The sequence below is a fragment of the Bartonella sp. AC10YNML genome (assembly GCF_042196825.1).
Classification (GTDB): Bacteria; Pseudomonadota; Alphaproteobacteria; order Rhizobiales; family Rhizobiaceae; genus Bartonella.
In genome coordinates this window covers 1-17,281 of sequence record NZ_JBHIRA010000003.1, presented here as the reverse complement: position 1 = coordinate 17,281, position 17,281 = coordinate 1, and the positions used below count along the sequence as shown (strand labels likewise).

The following is a 17,281-nucleotide window of genomic DNA, read 5'->3' as shown; positions in this document are numbered from 1 at the left end:
CTTGCCCTAAATATTTAGAGCGCACTTAAAAAGACACTAAAATATCAAGTCTTACATGCTTTTACACCCCTATACTCGCAATAACATTATTTTATACCAAGATATTGATTTATAATAATTTATCTTTTTAACTTAAATCATAACGCCAAATACAATAAGATTCTTTCATCACATACTCTCTCATATTGAATCAATTCAAATCATTTTCTTGCACGTTACAAGCAAGGTTGGTGTATGGATAAAAGTTATATAAAATAAAGATCCCCTTATAAGGAGTCTCAAGTACCAAAGAGCTATCGCAAATTGAGAGCTGGTATATGAAAATGCAGACTTTCTACGATACAATAGGATAAACACTTGTTTTACAAGGTATTATAAAAAACAACTATCAAGATTTTTCAAAAGCGCTCTTCTTCAGCAGGCACTAAAATTTCTCGTTTCCCTGCGTGATTTGCTGGACTAATGATACCTTCTTCTTCCATCCTCTCAATCAATGTCGCAGCACGGTTATAACCAATGCCTAAACGGCGTTGAATATAAGAGGTCGAGGCCTTACGATCACGAAGCACAATAGCAACAGCTTGACTATAGGGATCATCTTCTGAAGGAGAAGACAAAGAAACATCAGCACCATCCTCTTCAACTTCTTGCGTAATTGTTTCTAAATAATCAGGTCGTGCTTGCGCTTTGAGATGCGCAACAACCTGCTCCACTTCATTATCCGCAACAAAAGGCCCATGCACACGCTGAATACGTCCTCCTCCCATCATAAAGAGCATATCTCCTTGTCCCAATAATTGCTCAGCTCCCTGTTCGCCTAAAATTGTTCGGCTATCAATTTTGGAACTCACAGAAAAAGAAATGCGTGTAGGAAAATTGGCTTTGATCGTACCAGTAATAACATCGACGGAAGGACGCTGTGTCGCCATAATTACATGGATACCGGCAGCACGTGCCATTTGTGCTAAACGTTGAACCGCTCCTTCAATATCTTTCCCAGCAACCATCATCAAATCAGCCATTTCATCAATAATGACAACAATATAGGGCATAGGACTAAAATCAAGTGTTTCCGTTTCATAAAGAGGCTCACCGGTCTCGCGATCAAATCCAACTTGAATTGTCCGCACCATTGTCTCTCCCTGACTTGCAGCTTCTCTAAGACGCGCATTAAACCCATCAATATTACGAACGCCTAGTTTTGACATTTTACTATAGCGCTCTTCCATTTCACGAACAGCCCACTTTAAAGCAATGACGGCTTTTTTAGGATCTGTCACCACCGGTGTTAATAAATGAGGAATGCCATCATAAACCGAAAGTTCAAGCATTTTTGGATCCACCATAATGAGACGACATTGCTCAGGTGTCATCCGATAAAGCAGAGATAAAATCATTGTATTGATAGCAACAGACTTTCCCGATCCTGTTGTACCAGCAACCAAAAGATGAGGCATTTTTGCTAAATCTGCAATAACAGCTTCTCCCCCGATTGTCTTACCCAAAGCAAGTCCTAGCTTTGCTTTGCTGTCAATAAATTCTTGCGCCTGCAACATTTCTCGTAAATAAACCATCTCACGCTTTGCATTAGGCAGTTCTATTCCAATAACATTACGTCCTGGAACCACCGCAACACGCGCCGAAATCGCACGCATCGAGCGTGCAATATCATCTGCCAAACCAATGATACGGGAAGACTTAATGCCAGCAGCCGGTTCAAATTCATACAAAGTTACTACCGGTCCAGGACAAGCATCTATAATTTTTCCTTTTACCCCAAAATCTAACAAAACCCCTTCAAGCTCCTGAGAATTTGCTCTTAAAACAGCAGGAGAAAGTTTTGCATCCCTAACAGACGGTGGTGGAACCGAAAGATAATCTACAAGTGGAAGAACAAAGCCACCATTTGAAGAAGCTGTTAAAGACTTTCGATTTTTAACAGGAGAAACATAAGCTTTATTTTGATTTTCCTCACGCTTTACTTTTTCACCTAAAAAAGTTGGCTCAATCCGATCAAATGGCTTTCCTTGCCCTTTACTCTGAAAACGCCTTTTGAAACAGAATAAACGAAAAAAACGCGCTTGTAAAAAATAAAAAAGATGCAAAAGAGCGCCACAAGTTGTCGCAAAAAAACCATGATTTTCACGATCCTCCTCTGCGGCATATTCCGTATCTTCTTCCAACTCAAAGACTGGATTAATGATTTCGTCTTTTGGAATGTTTTTTTCTTTTCTTTTCTTTGTTCGACGCCGCCATATTACATTACCAGCAAAAGCAGCGGTGAAAAAACCTAAAAGAATAAAAACAACACTGAAAAACACCGTGTAAGGAGGAGAAAGAAAAAGAGGAAAGACTGAAGAAGCAACACTTAAAACTTTATCTCCTAAAACCCCTCCCAATCCCATTGGCAATGGCCAATAAGTAAAAGAAGCAATAGGTGACATAAGAGCAAAAGCAATTAAAAAACAAATCGTTGATAGCACCCATAAAAAAAAGCGCAAAGTCAAATTGTAGATATTCTTTTGCGCCAACAAGAGAAAAGACCAAAATAACGGTGGCAACAAAACAGAAAGACTTGCCAAGCCAAAAAACTGCATAATAAAATCTGAAAAAATTGCCCCCATCCACCCCATAAGGTTTGTAACCTCATTTGTACTTGCATGAGTTAAAGATGGGTCCGCAACATTCCACGTCGCCAAAGCAAACACACAAAAAATAATAAAGCCCAAAAGCCCGAGCCCAATAAATACTCCTATCTGACGCAAAAACATCTCAATAAGACGCGAACCTTGAGAATTTCGCACTTCTAATGAATCATAAGGAGAAGAACTTCGGTGCATCTATCAATTCCAAATACAAAACTTTCATATTTTAAAGAGTTATAACTCCCTCTCTCTCTTAAAAAAGGATGAAGCTTAAACTCTGTACCAATTTGTAAACAAATAGCCTGTAAACAATCCGACTTCTTATCTAGCGCGTTCTACCTTCTAACCACTTCATATCATTCATATACCACCACCCTAAGAGATAATCCTTCATAAGGCGCACAAAAAGCTCTCCCTGAATATTTATCACACGATCAACCAAAAAACACCTTATGTGTAAAGTGTTACATGGGTGCTATAGGCACCTTCTTAAAAAAATAATATTTTTTACGCTACATCATGATAATGGCGAAATATGAATACTGTTTTAACCATCACGAATGACCACAATTTTTATCTATTTTTATCTATCATACTAACGAAATGTCCCCCTTCAGGACAAGCATACTGAAGTAACTCACACAACTTAAAAAAATACACGACCATCTTTGTTTATTTTTAGTTTTCTTTTTTATCAACCAAGTGTAAAAAGAATTGAAGAAGATATTTAAAAAAGCTTATCCGATAAATCTGTAAGATGAATCACATAAATGATTAAGCAGAAAAACTCTGAAAAACCAATCTGTTATCAGATTGGCGTTAAAAAGAAATCTCGTTTTTGTAAAGCAGAGAGAAAAGTAAAAGTTAAGATATTTTAGGCAATGTAAAAAGATATTCTTTTTAAAAGAAAGCAAACTATAAACAATGGAAGAAGTATTGTGTGTTCTAATCGCAATAAAAATGTACAACCCAATAAAAAAATTAAATCTCATAAAACTAAACAATGTGATCTGCTCATTGCAGGAGGGGCTGCTGTCGGTTTAGCCCTAGCGATAGCACTCAAGCAAACAGCCCCTAATCTGAAAATAAAAATCGTTGATGCTGCTCCACAAGGAGATACCCCTGCTTCTAACATACGAACCATTGCCCTTGCTGCTGCTTCTATTCGTATGTTAAAACAATTACAATGTTGGAAATCTGTAAAACCCTATGCGCAACCCATTCATTCAATGATCATCACAGATACAAGCACAAATGATCCGGTCAAACCCACTCTTTTAACCTTTGAAGGCGACATTAATCCCGGTGAGCCCTTTGCTGCCATGGTAGAGCATAGAGAACTCATCAATACTTTAAAAAAACGTGTCAAAGATCTCAATATCCCTGTTATTACAAACACACGTGTCATTGATTTTCATCAAGAAGACCAACATACAACCGTCACTTTAAATAATGAAGAGGTTTGGCAAACAAAATTGCTTATTGCAGCTGACGGAGCCCATTCGAAATTACGCCAAAAAGCAGGTCTTAAAAACTTTTCTCATCCCTATAAACAAACAGCAATCATCTGCACAGTTGAACATGAAAAACCCCATAATGGTCAAGCAATTCAACATTTTTTACCTGCCGGTCCTTTTGCTCTTCTCCCTCTTAAAGGCAACCGATCCGCCATTGTGTGGAATGAAGATCATAAAACTGCGCAATATTATCTCAAAGCGGATGCACTTATTTTTGAAACAGAACTCGAAAGACGTATTGGCCATCGATTAGGCAAACTCTCTTGGAATGGCGAACGTCAAGCTTTTCCTTTGAGCCTTTCTTTAACACGTCAATGCGTTAAACCACGTTTTGCTCTCGTTGGCGATGCCGCCCATACAATCCACCCCATTGCAGGACAAGGACTCAATTTAGGATTACGCGATAGCGCTGCGCTGGCTGAAGTGATTATTGAAACAGCACGACTAGGTCTTGACATTGGCTCTCTCACAGCTTTAGAGCGCTATCAAAGCTGGAGACGTTTTGAAATTGTCCGTATGGCTTTAAGCAATGATTGGCTTAATAAACTCTTTTCTAATGATAGCCTTCTTTTACGGATGCTCCGCGATACCGGCCTTGGAATCATTAATCAAGCGCCAAAAATAAAAAAATACTTCATTCAAGAAGCTGCCGGACTCACTCCAAATGCCCCACGTCTTCTACACGGCTTCCCACTTTAAGCGAAAATTCATACTATTTCACTTTTTTTACAACCTTTGCCTTCCTCCTTTAAAAAACAAAAAATTCCTATCTCATCCAATCTGTTTACAAACCGGATTTCTGTCGAGTAATTTTTTCTTGACTTCCTCCCCCCATATTTCACTCAACATAAGACTCGACAAGCAAGCTACATTCTAAGAATATTCACCATGCACTGAAAAAAACGTTTAATGTCTCAAAGAGGTTACCTTATATCACCACTTAAAAGAAGCCATTTCACGGCATAACAAAATAAACAAGACTTTTTAATACACAACACCTTTATTTATAATAATAAATTCATTGTTCTCATATTGAGTGAAAAGTCTAAAGATCATAAAATACCCTTATTTCAAATCTCTCTCATGTTGAAGCAATCAAAATCATTCGCTTGCACATCACAAGTGAGAGTATCGTATAAATAAAAACAATTAAACAAAGTAATACAAGGACTCCCTCTCTCAAGGACTAAGGACTTTAGCAACATTGGAGGCGAGTAAAGTGTATAATGGCACCGGCATACACTTTTTATCGAAGTAAAAATGGTGGTGTACAATGGATTTTATATGATCATAGGGACTTTTACGTTATACTATTCAAGAAAAGCGCCATAAAATAAGCTTAATTGCATTGAAAAATTTTTCTTTTAAAAAAGCACGTAAATTGGAAACATAAATGTATTCGGTTTGGGACATTCTGCTTCTCAGACAAACTCTTTAACTTATTGTGGAATGCCACACGACTTTAGAAAAAATATTCCAATATATAAAAAGTGTTCCGTACACTATACCGTCACACACAATTGTAAACCTGCATATCACCCTCTATTTCACACCATAAAAGAAGATAAACCGCAATAGAAATGATCCAATCCTTTTATTTTCAAATACGCTCTTTATTCATTATTCATAAACGCTCATAAATGAATTTTAATCACAAACGCTCAGAAATATGTCATAAATTCTATAAAACCCATAACAGCCATAAAAATTTTCCATTTTTCTACATACTCACTCATCTCAACTAAACGAACGATAAATAAAGTAAATGCCTCATATATAATCTTACAGAAAAAGACCAAACAAAATCTATAACATCAGGCTTGTTCTAAAAAACAGTATTTCAAAAATATAAGTATGCTAATTTATTAACATATTAATTGCTAAAATTATCATTTTACATATTGAGTTAAAATCCCTATGCAATAAATTATTGTCATTTCGACCATTTTTGTAAAGAATCAATAAAACTATAAAAAGAAGTAAAATATCCCGCTCTCTCAAATGCCAAAAGCAATTACAATATTCCTAATCTGGCATCATCATTATGCTTGCCAGATTATAATAACAAGACTTTTTGCATTTAAATAAACTTTTTCACGCTCCCTATCATTGTATTTTGTAACTCAATACTTTAATATATTCGTTCAGTATGTTTATACAATCAAATTACCCAAAAAAGCATACTTCTTGCATTTACATTCCTTGGTATTCCCTTATCTTATAAATATCGCATACGTGTTACGTTACTTCGAGTTCATCAAGTGTATACCCATTCTCCAACCACTCTTTAATCCACTTAGGTCTACGTCCACGCCCATTCCATAATTCCCATTGGTTATTGGGATTTCTATAATGGCGCTCTTTGCTCACAAGATCAGCGATATCAATTCCATGGGCATTAGCAATTTCAAGAATTTTTCGTCGCGCATTTTGCTTTTCCTTTGCTTGCCGTTTTTTTAATTCCACATCGATTTGTGTACGCATCTCTTGTAGTTCATCAAAATTCATATTTTTGAGATCATTCACCTTAATTACTCCCCTTGCAAAAAAAGAATTTCTTTTTGTCATATTTTAAACACAATTATAGACAATTTCTGTCCATTTATTATCGAAATTAAAATTACGATACATATATCATTTTGACGGAGATGTGCTTTGAGCCACAAAGAACTGTTTATTGGTATATCAATTACCGCCACTGCATCTTTTTTCAGTTCAGTTATTGGAACTACTAAATGCAGTGCTCAAACACCATCGCACCTCTCTGACTCTTATGAATCAGTAGTCAAAAGTAAATATAAATCGTCACTCTATAAGTTATGGCAATGCGCAACAAAGAACAAGCCCTCTCTGTATAATGATAGTGTAGTTCATTATGACAGGAAAACCTCCCCTCATACACAACGGCTTTTTACTTCGTATAAATTTTTTTTGAAAAGATTTTTGCAACTAGAGAATTATATAAAACAAGCAGCTTCAATACAGTATCAAAGATTATTATTTTTTAAAAGCAACGCCTTTCTTCGTGATTCCAATAATATTGGTTGGCGTAATGTGCTCTATTTTATTCCACACTTTTATCTTGTTAGTTGGATATTCGCATATATTAGAAATATTCTTAGAAGAGAACAAAGCAATAATCACAAGGAATATTCTGAGCTAAACAATCTCATTCTGCAAATTTATAAAATCAAAAGACAACGAGAAAAAGCACAACACAGAATTAGCATTTGTATTAATAAAATTCTTCATAATAAGGTGTATTGCTAATGATTGTTCCAGATTTCACATTTTTTGCTGCTGCATACATATCCAATATGCCTCCCATGACATTTTCAGTTGTTGCCGAACAAGAAACGCGGGACAATATCTATGTAACAGATGATAAAGATAACTTGTTCTATCAATCATCTCAGTTTAAGGAAACAATCGCAACAGTTAAACAGAGCGAACATAATTTTAACATAATTTTAGGGCAAATTGATGTTGGAAATGTGAAATTGTTTTCTCTTTTTGATGCGTTTGATTTTTGCAGAAATATTACAGCTGTACAAAGCGCTTTAACTTACTGCTATGAACAAACAACATCAAAGTGCATCTTTGAAAAAGCGACTTTGCAGTCTGTGCTGAATTTTTACGATACAGAAAACTCAAACCATACCCGTATGCAAAAAATTACTTCATATATTGGAGTAAAAGCTGCTGTACGAGGAAATCAAGGCTTGCAGGAGCCTATAAAGCTTAAAAAAGAAGAACCAGAACAGACAACTAAAGTAGATTCTCTTCCTCTCTCTTCAAAAGGAGAGGAAGATGCATTTACACATAAAGAAAGTAGCGCCCACGATGCTTTTTCAGCTGAAGATTTTTCTTCATCGAGAAGATCGCTGAGTGATGACTGATATTTTCACGAAACCCCAGAATTTTGATAGGATATTATAATGAAAAGTAGATAAGAAAATGTTAAAGCTCTAATTAGTAAGATTGAACAAAATCTCTTCTAATTGAGGGCAAAGATAATGAAAATGATAGAACAAAACAGCGTTGATATAGCATTTAGTCAAAAAGCAGCACGTGAGATTACAGTCGTGATGCTTTCAGAAAGAGAATGGTATTTCACGTTTATTTCCGATGATCCAATCACCGGAAAGCCAAATAAATATACGTTACTTACACAAAGAGGAAAACTAAGAACTTGGGCTGATCCAAAATATCTTTTTAAGTTTCTTCATGAACGAGGGGTCATTTGTGGGAGTTTTAATCTTAATCAGGATAAAGAACATGAAACAATTAAATATTCTTCACACAACAGCTCGTAATAAAATTGTTGCATTGTCTGCAGCTTTAACTGTATTTTTTATGACCAATTCCACATATGCCCAAGCAGCGGGTTTAGATCCTGCAAAAAAGGCTTTAGAGGGACTCCAAACAGATTTAAAAACGATTATCCCTATCGCTGCTGCAGTTATACTTTTGTGCTTAGCAATTGGTTATGCAGGACGCTACATCGGAAAAGACACATTTGTACGGTGGGCAATCGGTGTCGTTATCGCGGGTTCAGCAGCTGAACTTGCAAATTTATTATTTAAGCCTACCTGATAAATCCATTAAACACGAAGTATTTCTTTCATGAAAAAAGAATTTTAGACTTTAATACTTTTATTCCACATCAATTCAATGAAATTATCCCTATTTCATGGAAAAACTACTTGCGCCAAATACAATTTTATAAGGTTGAACGATATGAAAAAATTAATCAATTTTCAATTGAACGATAATAACAAAATTACCGCAACCTCTGCAGTTTTAACTGTATTTTTTATGAACAATCCCGTATGGGCTCAAGCAGCACAAGGTTTGAAAAACGCAGATACAGCTTTAAACGCGCTCCAAAAAGACTTGAAAGAAATTATTCCTATCGCTGCAGCCGTGATACTGTTGTGCTTAGCAATTGCTTATGCAGGGCGCTATATCGGAAGAGATACATTTGTACGATGGGCAATTGGTGTCGTTATCGCTGGTTCAGCAACTGAACTTGCTAATTTGTTATTTAAAAACGCCTGATAAATCTTATTAAACACTAAGTGTGTCTATTATAAAAAGAAACTTAGATTTCTGTATTTTTATTTAGTGAAATAACAAACTATATCAAAAAAAGAACTTATTTATACCAACTGTAATCTAAATTGGAATAAACAATATGAAACAATTAAAAACTCTTCAAACAATAATTTGGAATAAAGCTACTAAAACCTTTGCAGCTTTAACTGTATTTTTCATGTCCAATCCTGTTTTAGCCCAAGCAGTAGTTCTACAGCCTGCAAATAACGCTTTAACTGCACTCCAAACAGACTTAAAAACGCTTATCCCTATTGCTGCTGCCGTTATACTTTTATGTTTAGCAATTGGTTATGCAGGGCGTTACATCGGAAAAGATACATTTGTAAGATGGGGGATCGGAGTCGTTATCGCGGGTTCAGCAGCTGAACTTGCAAATATGTTATTCAAAAGCGCGTAATAAAAATGACTATTAAAGTCATGCTGTGTAAAATATCTTTTTATCCTAAAACGAAATCTAAATTGAGATAAACAATATGAAACAATCAAAAGTTCTTCAAACAATAATTCGAAATAAAGCGACTAAAACCTCTGCAGCTTTAACTGTATTTTTCATGTCCAATCCTGTGTACGCTCAACAATTAACAACTGCAAAAGGTGCTTTAGAAAAACTCCGTGATGACTTAAAGTTGCTTATCCCTCTCGCTGCTGCTGTTATACTATTATGCTTAGCAATTGGTTATGCAGGACGCTACATCGGAAAAGACACATTTGTACGGTGGGCAATTGGTGTCGTTATCGCGGGTTCAGCAGCTGAACTTGCTGGTTTATTATTTAAACCTAACTGATAAATCTTTTGGAATAAGAAATATTTTTTGTAAAAGAAACTTTGGATTTCAATGCTTTCATTATACATCAATGAAATTGTTTCTTATTTCGTAGAAAAAATATTTATGATAAATCAATGAAGCTAAATATGAGAAACTTAACTAATTTCCAGAAAAATAATAATGAAATTATAACAATTTCTGCAGCTTTAACTGTACTTTTTATTAGCAATCCTGCATATGCAGTGCAATTAAAAAATGCAAAAAAAGCTCTAGACACTTTGCAAGATGATCTTGTTAAAAATATTATTCCTATTGCTGCTGCTGTTATACTTTTATGCCTAGCCATTCTCTATGCAGGGCGTTACATCGAAAAGGATACATTTATACGATGGGCAATCGGCGTTGTCATCGCGGGATCAGCAACCCAACTTGCAAGCCTGTTATTCACAGGTGTAGTTAATTAAAATTAAAGATGACAGATATAATACAAAATGTTTTTAAAATCTTAATGAGAGAAATATGCGAAAATTAATTAACCTCCAGCCAAAAAGTAACAACAAAGTTGCAGCAATTTCTGCTGCTGTAACTATATTTTTTATGAGAAATCCTGCATGTGCAGCAATAGAACCTGCGAACAAAGCTTTAAAAGCTCTACAAACAGATCTTACTACTAATATTATTCCTGTCGCTGCTGCTGTTATACTTTTATGCCTAGCCATTCTCTATGCAGGGCGTTACATCGAAAAGGATACATTTATACGATGGGCAATCGGCGTTGTTATCGCTGGCTCAGCAACCCAACTTGCGAACTTGTTATTTAAAGGTTCAGTTAATTAAAGTTTAAAGATGAAAACTATAATACAAAATGTTGTCTATAATCTTAGTGAGAGAAATATGCAGAAATTAATTAGTTTCCAATCAAAGAACAATAAAAAAATCATCACACTTTCTGCGGCTATAACTGTATTTTTTATAACACATCCCGTATGGGCCCAAGCAAAAGGTTTAGCTCCTGCAAAAACAGCTTTAGAAGAACTCCAAAAAGATCTTAATACTAATATTATTCCTGTCGCTGCTGCTGTTATACTTTTATGCTTAGCAATTGGTTATGCGGGACGCTACATCGGAAAAGATACATTTGTACGGTGGGCGATCGGCGTTGTCATCGCTGGCTCAGCAACCCAGCTTGCTCAGCTATTATTCAAAGGTGCAGTTAGTTAAAATTAAAGATGACAACTATAATACAAAATGTTATTTAAAGTCTTAATGAGAGAAATATGCGAAAATTAATTAGTTTCCAATCAAAGAACAATAACAAAATTATTACACTTTCTACGGCTATAACTGTATTTTTTATAACACATCCCGTATGGGCCCAAGTACAAGGTTTAGCTCCTGCAAAAACAGCTTTAGAAGAACTCCAAAAAGATCTTAATGCTAATATTATTCCTGTCGCTGCTGCTGTTATACTTTTATGCTTAGCAATTGGTTACGCAGGCCGCTACATAGAAAAGGATACATTTGTACGCTGGGCAATCGGCGTTGTCATCGCTGGCTCAGCAACTCAACTTGCGAGCCTGTTATTCAAGGGGCAAGCGTAAGTCTATATAACGCATAATATTTTTATCATAAGGTTTTATATCTAATTATTATACACATATGAGAATCTCATATATTTTATAATAATAAATACAAAATATTAATAAGAGCATTAATTAAGAGTAAAATATGAAAAAATTAATTGATTTCCGATTAAAAAATAACAACAGAATCACAGCAATTTCTTTGGCTATAAGTGTATTTTTTATAGTACATCCTGCGTATGCAAAACTAAAAGCTGAAGATGCTTTAAAAACTCTGCAAACAGATCTTACTACTAATATTATTCCTGTTGCTGCTGCCGTTATTCTTTTATGCTTAGCAATTGGTTATGCTGGACGCTACATCGGAAAAGATACATTTGTACGGTGGGCGATTGGCGTTGTCGTCGCTGGCTCAGCAACCCAACTTGCGAGCCTGTTATTCAAGGGGCAGGTGTGAGTCTTTATAATACATAATGTTTATAATGTGAGAGTTTATGTTTGATAAATTTAAACATATTATGTGATATTTCGTTTATATTCAGAATATACAAAGTATTGATAAGAGTAAAATATGAAAAAATTAATTAATCTCAAATTAAAAAATAATAACAAAATTATCGTAATTTCTGCAGCTCTAAGTGCCTTTTTTATAATGAATCCTGCATATGCAAATGTAAAATTAGATCCTGCAAAAAAGGCGTTAGATGCACTCCAAAATGACTTAAAAACGATTATCCCTCTCGCCGCTGCTGTTATACTTTTGTGTTTAGCAATTGCTTATGCAGGGCGCTACATTGGAAAAGATACGTTTGTACGATGGGCGATCGGCGTTGTCATCGCTGGCTCAGCAACACAGCTTTCTACACTGTTATTTACAGGTAACTAATGAACTGATATAATCCATAATGTTTTTTAAATTAAGAGTTTATATTTGCTAATTGTAATATATAAAGATAGTAATTTGTTTATTTTAAAAAATATAAAATATTCATGAAAGTAAGATATGCGAAACTTAATTAATGTCCAAACACAAAATAACAACAGAATCATAGTAATTTCTACAGCTATAATTGCATTTTTTATAACACAGTCTGCATATGCAAATGCAAAATTAGCTCCTGCTGAAAAAGCTTTAAGTGCTCTAAAAACAGATCTTATTGATCACATTATTCCTGTTGCTGCTGCCGTGATACTTTTGTGCTTAGCAATTGGTTACGCAGGCCGCTACATAGGAAAAGATACGTTTGTACGGTGGGCAATCGGCGTTGTCATTGCTGGCTCGGCAACCCAACTTGCTAAATTGCTATTTACAGGTCAAGCATAAATTAGTATAATACGTAATGTTTTTAATGTTCGTTGATTATAGATTTTTACCAGTAATAATATCGCTCACACTACGAAAAAAGGAATATTATTTATAGCAACTTTAATTAAAAGGGGATAAAAGATATGAAACAATTAAATACACTTCAATCAAAAATATGTAAGATTAGTGATATTTTTATAACTTTTATTATGTTATTAATAACTCAATCTGCATATGCTCAGACGGAAACAAAGAGTCTAGATGTTTTCATAGGGATGCAATATGGATTAAGTATAATTATTCCTATCGTTGCTGCTATCATTCTTTTATTACTTTTGCTTATTTATATATTTCGCATTATCGCAAAAGCTACATTTATGCGATGGGCATTCAGTGTCATTATTGCTGGTGCAGCTTTTTATATCAGCCACATATTATTTCACCTCCAGTGACGAGAACATTTCATGAAATCGCAAGAAAAAAAAGAATTCCCCCTATTCAAGGGAGCAACACGTGTTCCAACGATATGGGGTGTCCCCATGATGCCATTTATCATTATGGTTATGGGGGTTGCTGTTATTGCTATGACAGTAAGTATCTTTTTGTGGATTATAGCACCTCCATTATGGTTTATTATGGTGCAAATTACTAAAAACGATGATAAGGCGTTTCGTATCTGGTGGTTATGGATCGATACTAAATTTCGCAATCGCAACAAAAGTTTTTGGGGCGCATCAAGTTATAGTCCCTCTGATTATAGTAAAAGGAGATAAACATGACAGCTGTTGAAAGCAGCAAACGCCTTGCATCAGAGGCACCTGTAAGCCTGTTTCTGCCTTATTCACATCATATTACAGATACGATTATTTCTACTAAAAATGCGGAATATTTGTCAATTTGGAAAATTGACGGGCGTTCGCATCAAAGCGCTTCAGAAGAAGATATTTTTCAATGGATAAAAGAGCTTAACAATACTCTACGGGGGCTTGCATCGGCCAATTTATCATTTTGGGCACATATTGTGCGCCGCCGTGTTTATGAATATCCTGATTCAACATTTGATCAAATGTTTTGTTATCAGCTTGATGAAAAATATCGACAAAGCTTTACTGGTTATAATTTGATGGTCAATGATTTATATCTGACTGTCATTTTTCAACCGATAGCGGATAAAATTATGTCGTTCTTTTCTAAGCATGAACGTGAAACGCTTGATCAAAAAAAGATGCGACAAGACACATGTATAAAAGAACTCAATGACATCAATCGTACTTTAGGTCAATCTTTAAACCGTTACGGTGCAGAACTTCTTGGTGCTTATGAAAAAAATGGGCATGCTTATTCTTCTGCACTTGAATTCCTTGGAATGCTTGTCAATGGTGAATATCGCCCTATGCCAATTTGCCATGACCGTTTTGCTGACTATATGTCTGTCAATCGACCTTTTTTCTCAAAATGGGGCGCTCTTGGTGAACTGCGAACAACCAGTGGAATGCGTCGATTTGGAATGCTGGAAATTAAAGAATATGATGCAACAACCAAACCAGGACAATTGAATGTTTTGTTGGAAAGTGACTTCGAGTTCGTATTGACGCAGAGCTTTTCAGTTCTCTCCCGACATGCTGCTAAAGATTATTTACAACGGCATCAGCGTAATCTGATTGATGCACGAGATGTGGCAACGAGCCAAATTGAACAAATTGACGAAGCACTAAACCAGCTTATCAGTGGGCATTTTGTCATGGGAGAACATCACTGCACATTGACGATCTATGGTGATACAATTCAACAAGTTCGCGACCATATGGCCAAAGCAAGTGCAGCATTACTAGACGTTGCGGTACTGCCCAAACCTGTAGACTTAGCAATAGAGGCTGGCTATTGGGCACAACTTCCTGGCAATTGGAAATGGAGACCGCGTCCTGCTCCGATTACATCATTGAACTTTTTATCATTTTCATCTTTTCATAATTTTATGTCAGGAAAACCCACTGGCAACCCATGGGGACCAGCCGTCACAATTCTTAAAACAACCAGTAAAACGCCGCTTTATTTCAATTTTCATGCCTCCAAACTTGAAGAGGACTCGACAGATAAGCGTTTACTTGGTAATACCGCGCTTATCGGACAATCTGGTTCGGGTAAAACCGTGTTACTCGGCTTTTTGTTAGCACAAGCACAAAAATTTAAGCCGACAACTGTTGTTTTTGATAAAGATCGTGGTATGGAAATTGCCATTCGGGCGATGGGTGGAAAATATTTAACATTCAAGCCAGGCAGAAAAAGTGGTTTCAATCCTTTCCAACTCCCACCCACACAAGAAAATCTTATTTTTCTGAAACAATTTGTTAAAAAATTGGCAGAAGCTGGTGGTGAAGTCACGCATCACGACGAAGAAGAAATTAACAAAGCAGTTATGTCTGTTATGAGTGCTAACATTGACCGATCACTCCGTCGTTTGTCCTTTCTAGTACAATTTTTACCAAATCCACGTTTAAGTGATTATAATGCTCACCCATCTGTTCATGCTCGCTTACTAAAATGGTGTGAAGGTGGTGATTATGGGTGGTTGTTTGATAATCCCCATGATGCTCTTGATCTCTCAACACATCAAATTTACGGCTTTGATATCACGGAATTCTTAGATAATTTTGAAACTCGCACTCCAGTGATGATGTATTTGCTTTACCGCACAGAAGGCATGATTAGCGGACAGCGATTTATGTATATCTTTGACGAGTTTTGGAAGCCTTTGCAAGATCCGTACTTTGAAGATTTAGCGAAAAATAAACAAAAGACTATCCGTAAACAAAATGGTATTTTTGTTTATGCAACACAAGAGCCTAGCGATGCCTTGGAAAGTAATATTGCCAAAACACTCATTCAACAGTGTGCAACTTACATTTTTCTAGCCAATCCCAAAGCAAATTATGAAGATTATACTAAAGGCTTTAAACTAACAGATGCCGAATTTGAACTCGTTAAAGGACTTGGTGAGTTTAGTCGCCAATTCCTCATTAAGCAGGGTGATCAATCTGCGCTTGCAGAACTGAATCTTGGTAAATTCCATCTGACACGCGATGGAAAAACCATCGAACACGATTTTAGTGACGAGCTCTTGGTGTTATCAGGAACGCCTGATAACGCAGAGTTAGCCGAAAGCATTATCGCAGAAGTTGGTGATGATCCAGCAATATGGTTGCCAATTTTTTTACAGCACGCAAAAAATGACAGGAGGGAAACATGAAAAAAAAGGTCATTTCAATAGTAGTTGTAATAACTTTAGGGATTTCAAACCCAGCGATGGCTTGGGTTTGGGGCGCTGGGGCGGCGGATTTGGGAGCATCAGTCCCAACGACGTGGCCCAATTTTTTTGGAAAGTCATCTTCAAATAGATCAAAGCCTAAAAAAACTCCACAGGAAAAGAAAGCGCCACCTGATGCCCAACTTCTCGATATGCTAAAAAAACAACTTGAGGAAACAAAAAAGATACACGAATCTATAACGGGAAGCCAAAAATTCGACACTAAAAAGCTTAAAAATGTACAAACAGATCACAGTAGCTTTTTTCTCAAAAATCCAGAGAATCTCTACAATAGAAATAAAACTTCTGCTTTATCTACATCACTTGAAAATATTTTAAAAGAAGAAGAAATTCCTGTAACTATCCATGAATCTAGCAGTTTTATCAACAAGCGCATCCAATATGCAGCCATCACTGATAAAGCCGTAAGTTTAAAAACTTTTCAAGAAGCAAACAATCGTTTTCAGCAAATTGAAGAACTATTAAAAGAAATCACGACAACAAAAGATCTAAAAAGTATTGCCGAGTTACAAGCACATATAATTGGAATGCTTGCTATGCTACAAAATGAAACAGCAAAACTACAAATGGTTACACATTTACGCAATGCTGAACATACACTTATCAAACAACAGAAAGATAAGCATAACATAAAAATTTTGAATAGTAAAAACACGAAAATGCCTACCATAAGATTTATTAGGTAAAGCTTTTATAATAACATTTTGTATATTATTTCCCTGTATGCTCGTAAAAAGAAAAAGTTAATGCGTAATACTCAATTCTCTCTCATAGATCAAAAAGGTCTACGAAGTTTAATTTTATCCTTAAAAAGTTCAACGAAAAATGCTTAAAAATCATATAAAAAGTTGAAAATTCATTAAAGAGGAATTCCATGAACTTCACTATGTTCACGCAACTTTTCGATAAAATTAACCAGATGACACAAACATATGTCACGGGTATTTCCTCAAAAGCAATTGTTACAATTACACCTTTCGTTTCAATTGGAATCACGATCGCTTTCATCATCTATGGATG

The 17,281-nt window shown here is 35.7% G+C and carries 20 protein-coding genes and 1 pseudogene; 19 read left to right on the top strand and 2 right to left on the bottom strand.

Annotated elements, in window-relative coordinates; translation table 11 throughout:
• Positions 1–398 precede the first annotated feature (398 nt).
• On the bottom strand, positions 399–2,840 hold the full coding sequence (locus tag ACFINA_RS02460; protein ID WP_375606602.1) for a DNA translocase FtsK 4TM domain-containing protein: 2,442 nt from the start codon (positions 2,838–2,840) through the stop codon (positions 399–401).
• A gap of 743 nt (positions 2,841–3,583) precedes the next feature.
• On the opposite strand from ACFINA_RS02460, the gene ACFINA_RS02455 reads away from it, so the two are divergent.
• The gene (locus tag ACFINA_RS02455) at positions 3,584–4,861 is read left to right on the top strand and encodes a ubiquinone biosynthesis hydroxylase (protein ID WP_375614525.1); all 1,278 of its coding nucleotides are present in this window, start codon (positions 3,584–3,586) and stop codon (positions 4,859–4,861) included.
• A gap of 1,539 nt (positions 4,862–6,400) precedes the next feature.
• Here the strand turns inward: ACFINA_RS02455 and ACFINA_RS02450 are convergent.
• A complete protein-coding gene (locus ACFINA_RS02450; RefSeq protein ID WP_015857007.1) occupies positions 6,401–6,688 on the bottom strand; it encodes an H-NS family nucleoid-associated regulatory protein in 288 nt (95 codons plus the stop codon).
• 743 nt (positions 6,689–7,431) lie between these two features.
• Between ACFINA_RS02450 and ACFINA_RS02445 the strand changes: the two genes are divergently transcribed.
• From ACFINA_RS02445 to ACFINA_RS02360, 18 genes and pseudogenes are all read left to right on the top strand, one after another.
• Positions 7,432–8,061 carry a TrwN protein gene (locus tag ACFINA_RS02445; RefSeq protein WP_375615011.1) on the top strand — a complete coding sequence of 210 codons (630 nt, stop codon included), beginning with the start codon at positions 7,432–7,434 and terminating at the stop codon, positions 8,059–8,061.
• Between the two features lie 117 nt (positions 8,062–8,178).
• Positions 8,179–8,478, top strand: a complete 300-nt coding sequence (gene korA / locus ACFINA_RS02440; protein ID WP_015857010.1) for a KorA family transcriptional regulator — start codon at positions 8,179–8,181, stop codon at positions 8,476–8,478.
• Entirely contained in the window at positions 8,441–8,758 is a 318-nt protein-coding gene (gene trwL / locus ACFINA_RS02435; protein WP_375615010.1) for a VirB2 family type IV secretion system major pilin TrwL, read from the top strand. The genes korA and trwL (ACFINA_RS02435) overlap by 38 nt, the downstream gene beginning before the upstream one ends.
• A gap of 144 nt (positions 8,759–8,902) precedes the next feature.
• Positions 8,903–9,223: a VirB2 family type IV secretion system major pilin TrwL gene (gene trwL, locus ACFINA_RS02430; protein ID WP_375615009.1), complete on the top strand. Its 321-nt coding sequence runs from the start codon at positions 8,903–8,905 to the stop codon at positions 9,221–9,223.
• A gap of 136 nt (positions 9,224–9,359) precedes the next feature.
• On the top strand, positions 9,360–9,677 hold the full coding sequence (gene trwL / locus ACFINA_RS02425) for a VirB2 family type IV secretion system major pilin TrwL (RefSeq protein ID WP_375615008.1): 318 nt from the start codon (positions 9,360–9,362) through the stop codon (positions 9,675–9,677).
• Positions 9,678–9,753: 76 nt separating this feature from the next.
• A complete protein-coding gene (trwL, locus tag ACFINA_RS02420) occupies positions 9,754–10,065 on the top strand; it encodes a VirB2 family type IV secretion system major pilin TrwL (protein ID WP_375615007.1) in 312 nt (103 codons plus the stop codon).
• 128 nt (positions 10,066–10,193) lie between these two features.
• Positions 10,194–10,511 carry a VirB2 family type IV secretion system major pilin TrwL gene (trwL, locus tag ACFINA_RS02415; RefSeq protein ID WP_375615006.1) on the top strand — a complete coding sequence of 106 codons (318 nt, stop codon included), beginning with the start codon at positions 10,194–10,196 and terminating at the stop codon, positions 10,509–10,511.
• A gap of 55 nt (positions 10,512–10,566) precedes the next feature.
• The gene (trwL, locus tag ACFINA_RS02410) at positions 10,567–10,884 is read left to right on the top strand and encodes a VirB2 family type IV secretion system major pilin TrwL (RefSeq protein WP_375615005.1); all 318 of its coding nucleotides are present in this window, start codon (positions 10,567–10,569) and stop codon (positions 10,882–10,884) included.
• Between the two features lie 57 nt (positions 10,885–10,941).
• Positions 10,942–11,268 (top strand): VirB2 family type IV secretion system major pilin TrwL, encoded by a 327-nt coding sequence (gene trwL / locus ACFINA_RS02405; RefSeq protein WP_375612570.1) that lies wholly within the window; start codon positions 10,942–10,944, stop codon positions 11,266–11,268.
• 56 nt (positions 11,269–11,324) lie between these two features.
• Entirely contained in the window at positions 11,325–11,648 is a 324-nt protein-coding gene (gene trwL, locus ACFINA_RS02400; RefSeq protein ID WP_375612569.1) for a VirB2 family type IV secretion system major pilin TrwL, read from the top strand.
• Positions 11,649–11,775: 127 nt separating this feature from the next.
• Positions 11,776–12,087, top strand: a complete 312-nt coding sequence (gene trwL / locus ACFINA_RS02395; protein ID WP_375615004.1) for a VirB2 family type IV secretion system major pilin TrwL — start codon at positions 11,776–11,778, stop codon at positions 12,085–12,087.
• 114 nt (positions 12,088–12,201) lie between these two features.
• Complete coding sequence (trwL, locus tag ACFINA_RS02390) at positions 12,202–12,516, top strand: VirB2 family type IV secretion system major pilin TrwL (protein ID WP_375615003.1); 315 nt, start codon at positions 12,202–12,204, stop codon at positions 12,514–12,516.
• Positions 12,517–12,633: 117 nt separating this feature from the next.
• Positions 12,634–12,954 carry a VirB2 family type IV secretion system major pilin TrwL gene (trwL, locus tag ACFINA_RS02385; RefSeq protein WP_375615002.1) on the top strand — a complete coding sequence of 107 codons (321 nt, stop codon included), beginning with the start codon at positions 12,634–12,636 and terminating at the stop codon, positions 12,952–12,954.
• A gap of 125 nt (positions 12,955–13,079) precedes the next feature.
• Positions 13,080–13,388, top strand: a complete 309-nt coding sequence (locus ACFINA_RS02380; protein WP_375610333.1) for a conjugal transfer protein — start codon at positions 13,080–13,082, stop codon at positions 13,386–13,388.
• A 12-nt stretch (positions 13,389–13,400) separates the two neighbouring features.
• The gene (locus tag ACFINA_RS02375) at positions 13,401–13,709 is read left to right on the top strand and encodes a type IV secretion system protein VirB3 (RefSeq protein WP_375610334.1); all 309 of its coding nucleotides are present in this window, start codon (positions 13,401–13,403) and stop codon (positions 13,707–13,709) included.
• Between the two features lie 2 nt (positions 13,710–13,711).
• On the top strand, positions 13,712–16,183 hold the full coding sequence (locus ACFINA_RS02370) for a VirB4 family type IV secretion/conjugal transfer ATPase (RefSeq protein ID WP_375610335.1): 2,472 nt from the start codon (positions 13,712–13,714) through the stop codon (positions 16,181–16,183).
• The gene (locus ACFINA_RS02365) at positions 16,180–16,947 is read left to right on the top strand and encodes a type IV secretion system protein (RefSeq protein ID WP_375606611.1); all 768 of its coding nucleotides are present in this window, start codon (positions 16,180–16,182) and stop codon (positions 16,945–16,947) included. Before ACFINA_RS02370 ends, ACFINA_RS02365 begins: the two co-directional genes overlap by 4 nt.
• A 188-nt stretch (positions 16,948–17,135) precedes the next feature.
• Positions 17,136–17,281 (top strand): annotated as a pseudogene (locus ACFINA_RS02360) (trwi protein); the annotation flags it as partial.